The organism is Massilia sp., from assembly GCF_032106685.1.
GTDB lineage: Bacteria > Pseudomonadota > Gammaproteobacteria > Burkholderiales > Burkholderiaceae_D > Telluria.
This window is the reverse complement of the sequence record NZ_DAMCPG010000019.1, coordinates 71,370-86,418: the sequence shown is the minus strand read 5'-3', so window position 1 is coordinate 86,418 and position 15,049 is coordinate 71,370. Positions and strand designations below refer to the sequence as shown.

Annotated in this window: 13 protein-coding genes; 6 read left to right on the top strand and 7 right to left on the bottom strand. The window is 66.9% G+C overall.

Going from position 1 to position 15,049, the window contains the following annotated elements; genetic code table 11:
- The 4 genes from RT688_RS12750 to RT688_RS12735 form a co-directional block, all read left to right on the top strand.
- The coding region (locus RT688_RS12750; RefSeq protein ID WP_313705253.1) for a phosphomannomutase/phosphoglucomutase at window positions 1-1,019 on the top strand (1,019 nt) is incomplete at its 5' end.
- Between the two features lie 14 nt (window positions 1,020-1,033).
- Complete coding sequence (gene waaC, locus RT688_RS12745; protein WP_313705252.1) at window positions 1,034-2,014, top strand: lipopolysaccharide heptosyltransferase I; 981 nt, start codon at window positions 1,034-1,036, stop codon at window positions 2,012-2,014.
- A complete protein-coding gene (gene waaA, locus RT688_RS12740) occupies window positions 2,011-3,279 on the top strand; it encodes a lipid IV(A) 3-deoxy-D-manno-octulosonic acid transferase (RefSeq protein ID WP_313705251.1) in 1,269 nt (422 codons plus the stop codon). Before waaC ends, waaA begins: the two co-directional genes overlap by 4 nt.
- 100 nt (window positions 3,280-3,379) lie before the next feature.
- Window positions 3,380-3,877 (top strand): YcxB family protein, encoded by a 498-nt coding sequence (locus tag RT688_RS12735; RefSeq protein WP_313705250.1) that lies wholly within the window; start codon window positions 3,380-3,382, stop codon window positions 3,875-3,877.
- A gap of 149 nt (window positions 3,878-4,026) precedes the next feature.
- Here RT688_RS12735 and RT688_RS12730 read toward each other — a convergent pair whose 3' ends face one another.
- The 7 genes from RT688_RS12730 to RT688_RS12700 form a co-directional block, all read right to left on the bottom strand.
- The gene (locus tag RT688_RS12730) at window positions 4,027-4,881 is read right to left on the bottom strand and encodes a SprT family zinc-dependent metalloprotease (RefSeq protein WP_313705249.1); all 855 of its coding nucleotides are present in this window, start codon (window positions 4,879-4,881) and stop codon (window positions 4,027-4,029) included.
- Window positions 4,882-4,991: 110 nt separating this feature from the next.
- A complete protein-coding gene (locus tag RT688_RS12725) occupies window positions 4,992-5,684 on the bottom strand; it encodes a lysophospholipid acyltransferase family protein (RefSeq protein ID WP_409521914.1) in 693 nt (230 codons plus the stop codon).
- A gap of 86 nt (window positions 5,685-5,770) precedes the next feature.
- On the bottom strand, window positions 5,771-6,328 hold the full coding sequence (gene gmhB / locus RT688_RS12720) for a D-glycero-beta-D-manno-heptose 1,7-bisphosphate 7-phosphatase (protein ID WP_313705247.1): 558 nt from the start codon (window positions 6,326-6,328) through the stop codon (window positions 5,771-5,773).
- A gap of 9 nt (window positions 6,329-6,337) precedes the next feature.
- The gene (gene glyS / locus RT688_RS12715) at window positions 6,338-8,434 is read right to left on the bottom strand and encodes a glycine--tRNA ligase subunit beta (RefSeq protein ID WP_313705246.1); all 2,097 of its coding nucleotides are present in this window, start codon (window positions 8,432-8,434) and stop codon (window positions 6,338-6,340) included.
- 27 nt (window positions 8,435-8,461) lie between these two features.
- Complete coding sequence (gene glyQ, locus RT688_RS12710) at window positions 8,462-9,376, bottom strand: glycine--tRNA ligase subunit alpha (protein ID WP_313705245.1); 915 nt, start codon at window positions 9,374-9,376, stop codon at window positions 8,462-8,464.
- A 101-nt stretch (window positions 9,377-9,477) separates the two neighbouring features.
- The gene (lnt, locus tag RT688_RS12705) at window positions 9,478-11,067 is read right to left on the bottom strand and encodes an apolipoprotein N-acyltransferase (protein ID WP_313705244.1); all 1,590 of its coding nucleotides are present in this window, start codon (window positions 11,065-11,067) and stop codon (window positions 9,478-9,480) included.
- On the bottom strand, window positions 11,067-11,951 hold the full coding sequence (locus RT688_RS12700; RefSeq protein WP_313705243.1) for a transporter associated domain-containing protein: 885 nt from the start codon (window positions 11,949-11,951) through the stop codon (window positions 11,067-11,069). Before RT688_RS12700 ends, lnt begins: the two co-directional genes overlap by 1 nt.
- A gap of 152 nt (window positions 11,952-12,103) precedes the next feature.
- Between RT688_RS12700 and RT688_RS12695 the strand changes: the two genes are divergently transcribed.
- Entirely contained in the window at window positions 12,104-12,556 is a 453-nt protein-coding gene (locus RT688_RS12695; RefSeq protein WP_313705242.1) for a 2Fe-2S iron-sulfur cluster-binding protein, read from the top strand.
- A gap of 12 nt (window positions 12,557-12,568) precedes the next feature.
- A complete protein-coding gene (locus RT688_RS12690; protein WP_313705241.1) occupies window positions 12,569-14,800 on the top strand; it encodes a xanthine dehydrogenase family protein molybdopterin-binding subunit in 2,232 nt (743 codons plus the stop codon).
- Window positions 14,801-15,049 lie beyond the last annotated feature (249 nt).

Sequence of the window (15,049 nt, the reverse complement as noted above, 5' to 3'; positions counted from 1 at the left end):
ACGGCGACGCCATCACCGGCCTGTACGACAGCATCCTCGCCCATGACGGCAAGGACGCCGAGCAGAAGGGTAGTTATTCGACCCACGACATCCGCGCCGCCTACATCGAGCGCATCGTCGGCGACGTCAAGGTGGCGCGCCCGATCAAGATCGCGGTCGATTGCGGCAACGGCGTGGCCGGCGCCTTCGCGGGCGACCTGTACCGCGGCATGGGCTGCGAAGTCGTCGAGCTGTTCTGCGAGGTCGACGGCCACTTCCCGAACCACCACCCGGACCCGGCGCACCCGGAGAACCTGCAGGACCTGATCCGCGCGCTGCAAACCACCGACGCCGAGATCGGCCTGGCCTTCGACGGCGACGGCGACCGCCTCGGCATCGTCACCAAGGATGGCCAGATCATCTATCCGGACCGCCAGATGATGCTGTTCGCCGCCGACGTCCTGGAACGCAACCCGGGCGCCGAGATCCTGTACGACGTCAAGTGCACGCGCCACCTCGCCCCATGGATCGCGCAGCACGGCGGCCGCCCGTTGATGTACAAGACCGGCCACTCGCTGGTCAAGGCCAAGCTGAAGGAAACCGGCGCCCCGCTGGGCGGCGAGATGAGCGGCCACATCTTCTTCAAGGACCGCTGGTACGGCTTCGACGACGGCCTGTACTCGGGCGCGCGCATGCTCGAGCTGCTGACCCGCCACGCCGATCCCTCGCGCGTCCTGAACGCGCTGCCGATCGCCACCAGCACCCCGGAACTGCACCTGCACCTGAAGGAAGGCGAGAACTTCGCGCTGATCGACAAGCTGCGCAGCGACGCCACCTTCCCGACCTCGGAAAAGATCAACGACATCGACGGCCTGCGCGTCGAGTACGCCGACGGCTTCGGCCTGGCGCGCTCGTCGAACACCACGCCGGTGGTGGTGCTGCGTTTCGAGGGCGAGAGTCCGGAGGCGCTGGCGCGCATCCAGGGCGAGTTCCGCAACGTGATCCTGGCCGCCAAACCGGACGCCCAACTGCCGTTCTGAAGCGAGAGTCATTAGTGAAGATCCTGCTGGTGCGGGTGTCGTCCCTGGGCGACGTCCTGCACAACCTGCCGATGGTGGCCGATATCCTGCGCCACCATCCAGACGCCACCATCGACTGGGTGGTCGAGGAAGGCTACGTCAGCCTGGTGCGCCTCAACCCGCATGTGCGGAAAATCATCCCGTTCGCGCTGCGGCGCTGGCGCAAGGGCCTGGGCAAGCCGGAGAACCGCGCCGAGATCCGTTCCTTCTTCCGCACCCTGCGCGAGGAGGAATACGACGTGGTGTTCGATACCCAGGGCTTGCTCAAGACCGGGCTCATCATGGGCGCCGCGCGGGTCAAACCCGGCGGACGCAAGGTCGGCCTGGCCAACGGCAGCGAGGGCTCGGGCTACGAAGGCATTTCGCGCTTCTTCCATACCGAGAGCATCCCGCTCGATCCGCGCACCCACGCGGTGGCGCGCGGGCGCCTGGTCGCGGGCGCGGCGCTCGGCTACGCTGTCGATACGCCGCCCGAATTCGGCCTGCCGGCGCCCGAGGCGTCGCAGCGTCCCGAGTGGCTGCCGCGCGAGGACTACGCCGTGTTCTTCCACGGCACCGCGCGCGACGCCAAGAAGTGGGCGCCCGAGAACTGGATCGCGCTGGGCCGCGCGCTGGCGCCGATGCCGGTGCTGCTGCCCTGGGGTTCGGACAAGGAAAAACAGGAAGCCGAAGCGCTCGCGGCCGGACTGCCGAACGCGCGCGTGCTGCCGAAGCTGTCGATGATGGATGCGGTCACGCTGGCCCAGCAGGCCGGCCTTGCGGTCGGCGTCGATACCGGCCTGACCCACATCGCCGCGGCCTTCTACCGGCCGACGGTGGAGATCTATGCCGACTCGCCGAAGTGGAAGACCGAGGGCAACTGGTCGCCGCGCATCGTGAACCTGGGCGAGAAGGGCGCGCCGCCGTCCAGCGCCGAGGTGATCGCCGCCGCGCGCAGCCTGCTGGCGACCGTATGAACCGTCGCCTGTACTCCTTGCTGTGGTGGCTGGCGCTGCCGCTGGTGCTGGCGCGCCTGTGGTGGCGCGGGCGCAAGGAGCCGGGCTACCGACGATATTGGGGGGAGCGCCTGGGCTTGTATGGCGCGCGCCTGCCCGAACGCCGGACTTTCATGGTGCACGCGGTATCGGTCGGCGAAACGCGCGCCGCCGAGCCGCTGGTGGAAGCGCTGCTGGCGCGCTGGCCCGATTGCCGCGTCCTGCTGACCCACATGACTCCCACCGGCCGCGCCACCGGCCGCGCCTTGTTCGGCAAGCACGGCGAACGCGTCGTGCAATCGTATCTTCCCTACGACACGGGTTTGCTGGTGCGGCGCTTCCTGACGCACTTCGCGCCGCGCGTGTGCATCCTGATGGAGACCGAAGTCTGGCCGAACCTGATCGCCGGCTGCGCGCGGCAAGGCGTGCCGGTGGCCCTGGTCAATGCGCGCCTGTCCGAGCGCTCGCTGCGGCGCGGCCGGCGCTTCGGCGGCATCATGATGGACGCCGCGCGCGCGATGTCGGTGGTGGCGGCGCAGACCGAGCTCGATGCCGTGCGCATCCGCTCGCTGGGCGCGCCGCACGTGGCCGTCACCGGCAGCATTAAGTTCGACGTGGTGCCGCCGCAGGCGGCGCTGGAGACCGGCGCCCGGCTGCGTGCGCAGATGCAGGCACGCCCGGTCTTCCTGTGCGCCAGCACGCGCGACGGCGAGGAGGCCTTGATCCTCGACGCCTGGCAGCGCCGGGCGGACAAGCCGGCCGACGCGCTGCTGGCGATCGTGCCGCGCCATCCGCAACGCTTCGATGAAGTGGCGCAGATGGCGCACGCCCGCGGCCTGTCGCTGCAGCGGCGTTCGCAGTTGGGCGACGCCCAGGTCGACGCCCAGGTGCTGCTAGGCGATTCGATGGGCGAGATGTTCGCCTATTACGCCGCCTGCGACTGCGCCTTCATCGGCGGCAGCCTGCTGCCCCTGGGCGGGCAGAACCTGATCGAGGCCTGCGCCCTGGGCAAGCCCGTGCTGGTGGGCGAACACACCTTCAATTTCCTCGATGCGAGCGAAGAAGCGGTCGCGGCCGGCGGCGCGCTGCGCGTGGCCGACGCCGACGCCCTGGTGGCGCAGGCGCTGCGCCTGCTGGAGAACGCGGACGCGCGCGCCGCGATGGGCGCGCAGGCGGCGGCCTTTGCCGGCCGCCACCGCGGCGCGACCCTGCGCACTGTTGAACTCTTGCAACGGATTATCCCCTAGGTTTTGTTACCATTGCTTTTTGAGCTCGGTAGACAAAAAGGGGATGCGCATGTTGTCGTCTAATCACCCGGAACGGCCGCGCAGCGCACGACCGATGGCCATGATGGCCCATCAACCTGCCGATGGCACGGAAGACGGTTATTACGGCGCTGCCGCAGGTAGTCCGGTATCGCCATCCAGTCCCGCCGGTTCGGTCTTATGCGACCTGCATTTCTTTGTCCGCTACACGCTGCGCGAGTACATCGGCTTCATGTGGCAGCATGGCGGCTTCCTGATCCGCCGCCGGCGCGTGCGCTGGCCCGCCAGCCTGTACCTGCGCATCAAGAGCACCGCCAGCGCCGCGCTGCACTTCGTGCTGCTCGGACGCGGCAAGCGCACCTATGAATTCACCATCGACCAGCACGGCATCGTGCGCACCAGCGGTGGCGTTACGCTGATCGACTGGGCCGACGTGACGGCGGTGCGCACCTACTCGCGCGGCTTCATGATGGTCCTGAAGCGCGGCACCCTGCCGATTCCCTACCGCTGCCTGAACGAGACGCAGCAGGGGGCGATGCGCGTGCTGGCGGCGACGCGGCGCGAGAATGCGCTGAGGTAGGATGTGGCGCGGTGTCGGTTCATGACGCCGCGGGTTCGAAAACGTCCACGCAACGTTCCTTCGTTACAGTAGCCGTATGACGCGTAGGGTGGACGGGTCCCCCGTCCACGCGTTCAGGCAGCGCTCGAATCGCCCGAGCGCTTCGAAGATCAGTCAGTAAACAACACCGGCATCTCATGCGACCGGCGCCGCAGTTCCAGCCGCGCGCCGTCGTAATCCGCATACACCGACCCGACCACCGCCCAGAAGCGCGGGCTGTGGTTCATTTCGCGCAGGTGCGCCAGTTCGTGCACCACCACGTAGTCGACCAGGGCCAGCGGATAGTGGATCAGGCGCCAGCTCAGGCGGATGTTGCCGGCCACCGTGCACGAGCCCCAGCGCGAACCGGCCGAGGACAGCGTCATCGAGCGGTAATGCACGTCCAGGCGCGGCGCATACAGGTCGAGGCGCTCGGTGAACAGGCGCTTGGCCTCGGCCTGGAACCACAGCTTGACGCGTTCCTTCAGCTGCCCTTCCGACAGGCCCGCCACGACGCCGACCCGCAGTTCGCGCGATTCGGAATCGAACACGCAGTGGCTGCGCACCGCCGTCTCGAGGCGCAAGGTGATCTCGCCGCCCAGGAAGGGCAGGCGCGTGCCGTCCTCCCAGCGCAGCGGCTCGCGCTGCGCGTGGCGGGCACGCCGCTCTCCGCGTTCGTGCAGCTTGGTCAGGATCCAGCGCTGCTTGGCGCGGATCGCTTCCTCGATCGCGGGCTGGGTCGCACGGCGCGGCGCCGTCACGTGCAGGCCCTCGTCGTCGATCATGAAGCCGATCGAGCGGCGCGAGGAGCGCTTCATTTCGTAGTCCACCGCGTACTGGCCCAGCACGATGCGCTTCAGGGGCGGATCGTCGGGCGTGCGCGGCGGGGAGGGCAGGGTGATGCGGGGCGGGCTGGGCGGCGCCTTAAAGAGAGGCTGCGGAGGCGGCGCGGGCCTTTCGGCCGGCGCCGCGGCCGCCTTCTTCATGGAGTCTTCCAGTAAGGCTTGTGCGAACAGGTCTAGCTGGGGCCCGTTGATCTTGGGGGAGTTCATGCTGTGCTGCGATGGAGAGGCTGTGATCAGGGCGCCAACTTCGTTCAGCCATCGGTGTAGACGTGGGGCGAAATGACGCGCATTTCTGATTCTATCCAATTTTCGACCTCTTGCATCAGGCTGTCGGGAGTGTGGTGTTGTGGCGATATCGGTTTGCCAATCGATACCGTCACCAGGCCCGGTCGTTTGATGAACGAATTCTTGGGCCAGCATTCTCCTGAATTATGCGCGATCGGAACGACCACGGCATTGGTTTCAATCGCCAAACGTGTGCCGCCGCTCTTGTACTTTCCCTTTTTTCCAACAGGGATGCGCGTCCCCTCGGGGAACATGATGATCCACTGGCCGTCGGCCAGGCGCCGCTTGCCGTGCCGGACCACGTGGGCGAAGGCGTTCTTGCCTTCCTTGCGGTCGATCGGGATCATGCGCAGCAGCGCCATCGCCCAGCCGAAGAAGGGGATGTAGAGGATCTCTTTCTTGAAGACGAAGACGAGCGGGCGCGTGAGGTTCGGCAGCAGGAAGATGGTCTCCCAGGCCGATTGGTGCTTCGACAGGATCACCGCCGGTCCGTCCGGCAGGTTCTCGTAGCCCTTGAACTGGTAGCGGATGCCGCAAATGACCTTCGCGCACCAGATGATGAAGACGTTCCAGCGCGAGGTCACCCAGAAGCGCTTGTTGTAGGGCAGGGGCGCGGCCAGGAAGCAGACACAGGCCCAGACCACGGTGGCGAGCACCATCACGATCGTAAACAGCAGGGAACGCAAAAACAGGACGGTGGTACGCAAGAACGTGGTCTCCTTCGGAGTCAGGTGGATCGGGTGGATCAGGTGGATGAGGTCGGCGCGGGCGTTTTCAGGAAGGCCGTAACCATCGCGGCCAGGTCCGGGAACACCTGGGTGCCGGGCGGCAGGCCGCCAGTCTGGTGGGTCTTTTCGCCCTTCCCGGTCAGGACCAGGTAGGGCACGCAGCCTTTGACGTAGCCGGCCTGCAAATCGCGCAGCGAGTCGCCGACGGTGGGCACGCCCTTCAGGCTGACCTTGAAGCGCTTGCTGATCTCCTCGAACATGCCGGCCTTCGGCTTCCTGCAGTCGCAGTTGTCGCTGGCCGCGTGCGGGCAGAAGAACACCGCGTCGATGTCGGCGCCGACCTGCTGGGCGGCGTTGTGCATCTTCTGGTGGATCGCGTTCAGGGTCGTCATGTCGAACAGTTCGCGCGCGATGCCGGACTGGTTCGAGGCGATGATGACGCGGTAGCCCGCCTGGTTCAGGCGGGCGATCGCCTCGAGCGAGCCGGGGATCGGCACCCATTCGGCCGGGCTCTTGATGAAGTCCGGCGAGTCGTGGTTGATGACCCCGTCGCGGTCGAGGATGATCAGCTTCATGATGCTTCCTTATGCCGCCAGCTTGGAGATGTCGGCGACGCGGTTCATCATGCCGTGCAGGCTCGAGAGCAGGGCCAGGCGGTTGTTACGCAGCGCCAGGTCGTCGGCCATCACCATCACGTCGTTGAAGAAGGCGTCGACTTCTTCCTTCATCAGCGCCAGGGTCTTCAGGGCCCCGGTGAAGTCGCTGTTGGCGAACGCACTGTCGACGCTCGATTCCAGGCTTTGCATCTTCGCGGCCAGCGCGCTTTCCGCCGGCTCGACCAGCAGTTCGGCCTTGATGGCGGCGTCCTGCGGCATCGCTTCCTCGTTCTTCTTGAGGATGTTGGTGATGCGCTTGTTGGCCGCGGCCAGCGAGGCGGACTCCGGCAGGGCGGCAAAGGCCTGCACCGCTTCCAGGCGCTGCACCACGTCGTCGACGCGGTCCGGATTCTGGGCCAGTACGGCTTCGACTTCGTTCGGCGTGAAGCCGCGCTCGCGCAGCATGCCGCGCAGGCGGTCGAGCATGAAGACGGTGACTTCCGCGCGCGGGTCTTTGAACGCGGCCTGGCCTTCGAACACGGCGGCGGCATCAGCCAGCAGTTCCGAGATCGACAGCGGCAGGCGCTTCTCGACCAGCATGCGCATCACGCCCAGGGCGTGGCGGCGCAGCGCGAACGGGTCCTTCTCGCCGGTCGGCTGCAGGCCGATGGCCCAGATGCCGACCAGGGTTTCGAGCTTGTCGGCCAAAGCGACCACGAGGCCGGTGTTGGTCGAGGGCAGGGCGTCGCCGGCGAAGCGCGGCTGGTAGTGCTCGGAGGCGGCCAGCGCCACTTCCTCGTGCTCGCCGTCGTGGCGGGCGTAATAGGTGCCCATGATGCCTTGCAGCTCCGGGAACTCGCCGACCATGTCGGTCAGCAGGTCGGCCTTGGCCAGCATGGCGCCGCGTTCGGCCAGCGCTACGTCGTAGCCGAGGCGCTTGGCGATGGCGCCGGCCAGGCGCATGACGCGCTGCGAGCGCTCGGCCTGGGTGCCCAGCTTGTTGTGGTAGACCACGTTGGCCAGGAAGGGCAGGCGCGACTCCAGGGTCTTCTTCTTGTCCTGCTCGAAGAAGAACTTGGCGTCCGACAGGCGCGGGCGCACCACGCGCTCGTTGCCGCCGACGATGGCCGACGGGTCATCGGTCGCCAGGTTCGAGACGATCAGGAAGCGCGAGCGCAGCTTGCCATTGGCATCGGTCAGCGCGAAGTACTTCTGGTTGGTTTGCATCGTCAGGATCAGGCATTCCTGCGGCACGGCCAGGAATTCTTCCTCGAAGCGGCACTCGTAGACCACCGGCCATTCGACCAGGGCCGCCACTTCGTCGAGCAGCGACTCGGGCATCAGGACCAGGTCGGCGCCGGCTTTTGCCAGCAGCTGCGCGCGGATGCTTTCCTTGCGCGCTTCGGCACTGGAGAGCACCTTGCCTTCGTTTTCCAGCACGGCCGCGTAGTTGTCGGCGTGGTCGACCGTGATTGGACCGCCGTGCGACAGGAAGCGGTGGCCCATGGTCTGGCGGCCGGCCTCAAGGCCGAGCAGCGACAACGGCAGGACCTGTTCGCCGTGCAGCGCCAGCAGCAGGTGCACCGGGCGCACGAAGTGCACGGTGTCGCCGCTTGGCCGCTGGTAGCTCATGACCTTCGGGATCGGCAGCTTGGCGACCGTTTCGGCCAGCACGTCCTGCAGGCCGTCCGCGAGCGCGCTGCCGGCGGCGGTGTAGGTGTGGAAGAAGGATTCGGCCTTGCCGTCCTGGGCGCGTTCGAGGTCGCCGATTTGCAGGTCGGGGAAGCCCAGCGCGGCCAGCTTCTTGGCCAGCGGCGCGCTCGGGTTGCCGTCCTTGTCCAGCGCGACCGAGACCGGCAGCACTTTTTCGCGGATCTGCTTGTCGGGCGAGGTGGCGCGGACATTGGTGATGGAGACGGCCAGGCGGCGCGGCGTGGCGTAGGGGGTGACGACGCTGTCGGCTTCCAGGAAGTCGCGCGCCTTCAGGCCGTTGGCGATGCCGTTGGCGAACGCGGCGCCGAGTTTCACGAGCGCCTTCGGCGGCAGTTCTTCGGTCTGGATTTCGACGAGGAGAGTTTGATTCATGGTCTGTTCTTGTCTGTTCCTGGGGCTTTAGGCGGCGGCTTTCTCGGCCTTGGGCAGCATCGGGAAGCCGAGCTTCTCGCGCGAGTCGTAATAGGCCTGGGCCACCAGGCGCGACAGGGTGCGCACGCGGCCGATGTAGGCGGCGCGCTCGGTCACGGAAATGGCGCCGCGCGCGTCGAGCATGTTGAAGCTGTGCGACGCCTTCATGATCTGCTCGTAGGCCGGCAGGGTCAGTTCCAGCTCGATCAGGCGCTTGGCTTCGGACTCGTGGTTGGCGAAGGCCTGGAACAGCAGTTCGGTGTTGGCGTGCTCGAAGTTGTAGGTCGACTGCTCGACTTCGTTCTGGTGGAACACGTCGCCGTAGGACAGCGTTTTGCGAATGCCGTTTTCTTCCCACTCGGTCCAGACCAGGTCGTAGACGTTTTCCACGCCCTGCAGGTACATCGCCAGGCGTTCGATGCCGTAGGTGATCTCGCCCAGCACCGGCTTGCAGTCGAGGCCGCCCACTTGCTGGAAATAGGTGAACTGGGTCACTTCCATGCCGTTCAGCCAGACTTCCCAACCCAGGCCCCAGGCGCCCAGGGTCGGGCTTTCCCAGTCGTCCTCGACGAAGCGCACGTCGTTCTTCTTGAGGTCCAGGCCCAGCGCCTCGAGCGAACCGAGGTAGAGGTCGAGGATGTTCTCAGGCGCCGGCTTCAGGACCACCTGGTACTGGTAGTAGTGCTGCAGGCGGTTCGGGTTCTCGCCGTAGCGGCCATCCTTCGGACGGCGCGACGGTTGCACGTAGGCGGCGCGCCAGGGCTCGGGGCCGATCGCGCGCAGGAAAGTGCCGGTGTGGAAGGTGCCGGCGCCCACTTCCATGTCATAGGGCTGGAGCAGGGCGCAACCTTGCTTGTCCCAATAGGTCTGCAAGGTCAGGATGATTTGTTGGAATGTGAGCATCTTGAATGGGTGGCGCGGCGCTGGGCCGCGAACACGGTAAGTTTGCCAAATGACCAATTCTAGCGGGTTTTCCCGGCCCTCTGGGACCGGATTGAACGCAACTATGCGAGATTGGCCGTTTTCTTGCGGTAATTTCGGCCGGCCAGCCAGGCCCCGGCCAGCGCCAGTGCGCCGAGCAGCAGGAAGCCCAGGTTGCCGAAGCGGATATAGGGCGTCATGCCGGTCGTGCCGCGCACGGTCGCCGTCAACATGCCTTCGGTATAGAAGGGCAGCAGGTGGGTGACCTGGCCGCGGTGGTCGATCACGGCGGTGGCGCCGTCGTTGGTCGAGCGCAGCATCGGGCGGCCGGTCTCGAGCGTGCGCATGCGCGAGATCTGCAGGTGCTGGGGCACCGCGCTCGACTGTCCGTACCAGGACAGGTTCGACATGTTCAGCAGCATCGTTGCCGGACGCGGCGCGGCGCGCAGCTGGTAGGCGATCTCTTCGCCGAACACGTCCTCGTAGCAGATGTTCGGCAGCACCAACTGGTCTTTCACCGCGAACGGCGCCTGCAGGTCCTTGCCGCGGGTGGCGTCGTTCAGCGGGATGTTCATCATGTCGGTGAACCAGCGGAAACCGGGCGGGATGAATTCGCCGAAGGGCACCAGGTGGGCCTTGTCGTAGCGGTAGGGCTGGGCCTGCTCGGTGGGCGCGACCGTCACCACGCTGTTGGCGTACTGCGAGGGGCCGTCGAGCAGCGGCATGCCCAGGGCCAGGGTGCTGCCGCTGGCGCCGGCGAAGCGCTGCAGGCTCGCGAGGTAGCCCGGGTCGATCTGGTGGCGGAACACGGGGATCGCGGTTTCCGGCGTGGCGATCAGGTCGGCCGGGCTGGCCGTGATCATGCCGTGGTAGCGCTCCAGGATGTTCGAGAGGAAGGCGTAGTCGAACTTGCGATCCTGCGGAATATTCCCCTGCAGCAGGCGCACGGTCAGCGGCGCGCCCGTCACGTGCGTCCATTCGATGGTGCGCAGGCCGGCCCCGGCCAGCAGCACGGCGGCGAACAGGCCGAGCGCCGGCAGGCGCACGCGCTGGGTCAGCAACACCAGGCAGGAAGCGCAGACGGAGACCAGCACGCCGATCCCGTAGACGCCGATCAGCGGCGCATAGCCTGCCAGCGGCGAGACGTCATGGGCATAACCCGACACCGCCCAGGGAAAACCGGTGAACACCCAGCCGCGCATCCATTCCGACACGCCCCAGCTGACGGGCAGCACCAGCAGCAGGAAGGCCGGCACCGGCAGCGCCCAGCGCCGGCGCAGCCAGGCCGAGACGCCGGTGGCGAAGGCGCCGAACAGGCCCATGTAGAGACCCAGCAGGACCACGCCGAGCACGCCAAGGACCGCCGGCAGGTGCGCGAAGCGGGTCATCATGGTGTACAGCCAGTACATGGCGCCGACCGACCAGCCGAAGCCGAAGGCCCAGCCGAGCAGGGTGGCGCGTTTCACCGAGCTGCCGAGGCCAACCTGGTAGAACAGGTAGGCCAGCAGCAGGAACTGCAGCGGCCACCAGCCGAAGGGCTCGAAGGAGAACAGGGAGGCGCCGCCGGCGAGGGCGGCGGCCACCAGCGCGGCCGCGGACGGCCGCGTGCCGCGCGCGGCGGCGCTGGCTGCCGGATCGCCGGCGGCGGGGTTGGAACGGCGACGCAACAGCATCAGTCGTCGTCGTTGTCGTGCAGCGAATGCGGCAGTTTCTCGACCAGCAGCACGTGGATCTGGCGCGCGTCGGCGCGCAGCACCTCGAATTGCAGGTTGCCCAAGGTGAATTCCTCACCCTTGTGCGGCATGCGCCCGAGGTGGCTGGCGACGAAGCCGCCGATGGTGTCGGCTTCGTCCTCGGGCAGGTCGACGCCGATCTCTTCGTTGAACTGCTCGATCTCGGTCAGCGCCTTGACGCGCCAGCGCGGGCCATGCTGGCCCTCCTTGATCGACAGGACGTTGTCCTCTTCCTCGTCGAAGTCGTACTCGTCCTCGATGTCGCCGACGATCTGCTCGAGCACGTCCTCGATGGTGATCAGGCCGGCCACGCCGCTGTACTCGTCGACGACGATCGCCATGTGGTTGTGGTTGGCGCGGAAGTCGCGCAGCAGCACGTTCAGGCGCTTCGATTCCGGGATGAAGATCGCCGGGCGCAGCATGGCGCGCACGTCGAACGATTCCTCGGCGTAATAGCGCAGCAGGTCCTTGGCCAGCAGGATGCCGACTACCTTGTCGCGCTCGCCTTCGATGGCGGGGAAACGCGAGTGCTGGGTTTCCAGCACGATCGGCAACCATTCCTCTATCGGCTTGGTGATGTCGATCACGTCCATTTGCGAACGCGGCACCATGATGTCGCGCGCCGACAGGTCGGAAACCTGGAACACGCCTTCGATCATCGACAGGGCGTCGGCGTCGATCAGGTTGCGCTCGTGTGCTTCGTGCAGCACTTCGAGCAGCTCGGTGCGATTTTCTGGCTCAGGGGAGATGAGTGCGGTCAGTCTTTCGAAAAGCGACCGGTGGGGTTTGGCGTCCGATCGGACGTCACTGGGATACTCGGGCATAGTTGGCGTGAAGCCGTTGTTGCGATGGGCGTAAGCATACACCAAAAGCGCGCACACCCGATCTTTACAGAGGCGTGCGCGACCGGGGCGCGCTGCGACGCGGCGCACAAAAATGGCATATAGTAATTAGCTAGAACGCAAAAGGAGCGCCCATGCCTGCCCTCACCATCAACGGCAATACCACCACCCTCGACGTCCCCGACGACATGCCCCTGCTGTGGGCGCTGCGCGACGTCGCCGGCCTGACCGGCACCAAGTTCGGCTGCGGCGTCGCCATGTGCGGCGCCTGCACCGTCCACCTCGACGGCCAGCCGATCCGGTCCTGCGTCACCCCGGTCGCCGCCGCCGTCGGCAAGAAGATCGTCACGATCGAGGCGATCGGCAACGACCCGGTCGGCGCCAAGGTCCAGGATGCCTGGCGCCAGATCGACGTGGTGCAGTGCGGCTATTGCCAGTCGGGCCAGATCATGTCGGCCACGGCGCTGCTGCAATCCACGCCGACACCCAGCGACAGCGACATCGACAATGCCATGGCCGGCAACATCTGCCGCTGCGGCACCTATGGGCGCATCCGCAAGGCGATCAAGATCGCCGCCAGCAAATAAGAAAGAACGCACATGAGCCAAGTCAAAGAAGAACACCGCGTTTCGCCCTCGCGCCGCCGCTTCATGCAAATTGGCGCGACCGCCGGCGGTGGCTTGCTGTTCGGTTTCTCGCTGTTCGGCTGCAGCAAAGAGGATAGCCGCAAGGAGCCGCCGTCCGAGCAGGCCGTCGGCCAGGCATCGACCGAACATTCCGACACCGCGCCGGGCCTGGCGCGCGACGCCTTCATCCGCATCGACCGCAACGGCCTCGTCACCCTGATCATCCACAAGGTCGAGATGGGGCAGGGCACCTTTACCTCGATGCCGATGCTGCTGGCCGAGGAGCTGGGCGCCGACCTGTCGAAGGTCAAGCTGGAGCAGGCGCCGGCGAATAACGAACTCTACGCCGACCCCTTGCTGGGCGGCCAGGTCACCGGCGGCTCGACCTCGGTGCGCGGCGCCTGGAAGCCGCTGCGCGAGGCCGGCGCAATGGTGCGCAGCGTGCTGGTCTCGGCCGCGGCCAAGCAGTGGGACGTCGATACCGCCGACCTGCAGGTGGTGGCCGGCAGCGTGCGCCACCAGGCCTCGGGCCGCTCGGCCCACTTCGGCGAGCTGGTCGACGCGGCCTCGAAGATGGAGCTGCCGAAGAACGTCAAGCTGAAGGACCCGGAGCAGTTCGTCCTGATCGGCAAGGCGATGAAGCGCCTGGATTCGCCGGCGAAGGTGAACGGCACGGCGCAATTCGGCATCGATGCGCGCCTGCCGAACATGGGCATCGCCGCCGTGGCCGCGTCGCCCGTGACCGGCGGCAAGCTGGTGGCGGTGGACGAGCAGAAGGCGATGGCGGTCAAGGGCGTGCGCCAGGTGCTGCGCCTGGAAGGCGCGGTGGCGGTCGTGGCCGACCACTTCTGGGCGGCGAAGCAGGGCCTCGCTGCGGCTGCGCCGCGCTTCGACGACGGCCCCAACGCGAAGGTCAGCCTGGACGGCATCGTCGCCGACATGATGAAGGTCTCGCAGGGCGAGGGCGCGGTGGCGCGCAAGGTCGGCGACGCCCTCAAGGCGCTCGAGGAAAAGGGCGGACGCAGGATCGACGCCGTCTACGAGCTGCCGTTCCTGGCGCACGCGACCATGGAGCCGATCAACTGCACGGTCGACCTGCGCGCCGATGGCTGCGACCTCTGGGTCGGCACCCAGGTGCCGGCGCTGGCGCAGGGCGCGGCGGCCAAGACGGCCGGCCTGCCGGTCGAGAAGGTCAAGGTCCACAACCATTACATCGGCGGCGGTTTCGGGCGCCGTCTCGAGGTCGACTACGTGATCCAGGCGGTCGCCTTCGCCAAGCTGGCCAAGGGCCCGGTGAAGTTCATCTGGACCCGCGAGGAAGACATCCAGCACGACATGTACCGTCCCTATTACGTGGACCGCCTGTCGGCGCGCCTGGACGACAAGGGCCGCCCAGCGGCCTGGTTCCACCGCGTGACCGGCTCCTCGATCATGGCGCGCTTCGCGCCGCCGGCGGTGAAGGACGGCGTCGATCCGGACGCGGTCGAGGGCGCGGCCGACCTGCAGTACGCGATTCCGGCCATGCGCGTCGAATACGTGCGCCACGAACCGCCGGGCGTGCCGACCGCCTTCTGGCGCGGCGTGGGGCCGACCCACAACGTGTTCGTGGTCGAGAGCTTCATCGACGAGCTGGCCCAGGCGGCCAAGCAGGACCCGGTGGTGTTCCGCCGCGTGCTGCTGGAAAAATCGCCGCGCACCCTGGGCGTGCTGAACCTGGCGGCCGAGAAGGCGGGCTGGGGCAAGCCCCTGGCGCCGATCGCGGGCCGCAAGGTCGGGCGCGGGATCTCGACCCAGTTCGCCTTCGGCAGCTACATGGCGCAGGTGGCGGAAGTATCGGTCGGCCCGGATGGCGACGTGCAGGTGCACCGCGTGGTCTGCGCGGTCGATTGCGGCCAGGCGGTCAACCCGGACGGCATCATCGCCCAGATGGAAGGCGGCATCGTGTTCGGCGCCTCGGCGGCGCTGTGGAACGAGATCACGCTGGCCAACGGACGCGTGCAGCAGACGAACTTCGGCGACTACCGCATGATGCGCATCAACGAGGCGCCGGTGGTGGAGGTCCACATCGTCAACAGCCGCGACGAACCGGGCGGGATCGGCGAGCCGGGCACGGCGGGCATCGCGCCGGCCTTGACCAATGCGGTGTTCGCGGCGACCGGCAAGCGGATTCGCAAGCTGCCGATCGGGGAGCAGCTGAAGGCGTAGGGTTGGTTTTGTAGTTAGCAGGGTGGGCTCAGGAGCCCACGCGGTCTCATCGCTTGCAGGTCGGAGACGCCGATTTTGTAGGGTGGACACCTGTGTCCACGCTGTCTCATCGCTTGCATCACGGAGACGCCAGCGTTCACGACGCTGCCGCGTGAATGCGCTGCATGGCGACCGGTGAGACAGCGTGGGCACTAGTGCCCACCCTACGAAACCCAATGCGTTGGATTGCTAACGGTAAATCCGCGTGGG

Bases quoted from the DNA above. Each gene is read 5' to 3' on its own strand.
- waaA (WP_313705251.1), top strand. From the start codon at position 2,011: ATGAACCGTCGCCTGTACTCCTTGCTGTGGTGGCTGGCGCTGCCGCTG.
- RT688_RS12735 (WP_313705250.1), top strand. From the start codon at position 3,380: ATGATGGCCCATCAACCTGCCGATGGCACGGAAGACGGTTATTACGGC.
- RT688_RS12730 (WP_313705249.1), bottom strand. From the start codon at position 4,881: ATGAAGAAGGCGGCCGCGGCGCCGGCCGAAAGGCCCGCGCCGCCTCCG.
- RT688_RS12725 (WP_409521914.1), bottom strand. From the start codon at position 5,684: ATGGTGCTCGCCACCGTGGTCTGGGCCTGTGTCTGCTTCCTGGCCGCG.
- gmhB (WP_313705247.1), bottom strand. From the start codon at position 6,328: ATGAAGCTGATCATCCTCGACCGCGACGGGGTCATCAACCACGACTCG.
- glyS (WP_313705246.1), bottom strand. From the start codon at position 8,434: ATGAATCAAACTCTCCTCGTCGAAATCCAGACCGAAGAACTGCCGCCG.
- glyQ (WP_313705245.1), bottom strand. From the start codon at position 9,376: ATGCTCACATTCCAACAAATCATCCTGACCTTGCAGACCTATTGGGAC.
- lnt (WP_313705244.1), bottom strand. From the start codon at position 11,067: ATGCTGTTGCGTCGCCGTTCCAACCCCGCCGCCGGCGATCCGGCAGCC.
- RT688_RS12700 (WP_313705243.1), bottom strand. From the start codon at position 11,951: ATGCCCGAGTATCCCAGTGACGTCCGATCGGACGCCAAACCCCACCGG.
- RT688_RS12695 (WP_313705242.1), top strand. From the start codon at position 12,104: ATGCCTGCCCTCACCATCAACGGCAATACCACCACCCTCGACGTCCCC.
- RT688_RS12690 (WP_313705241.1), top strand. From the start codon at position 12,569: ATGAGCCAAGTCAAAGAAGAACACCGCGTTTCGCCCTCGCGCCGCCGC.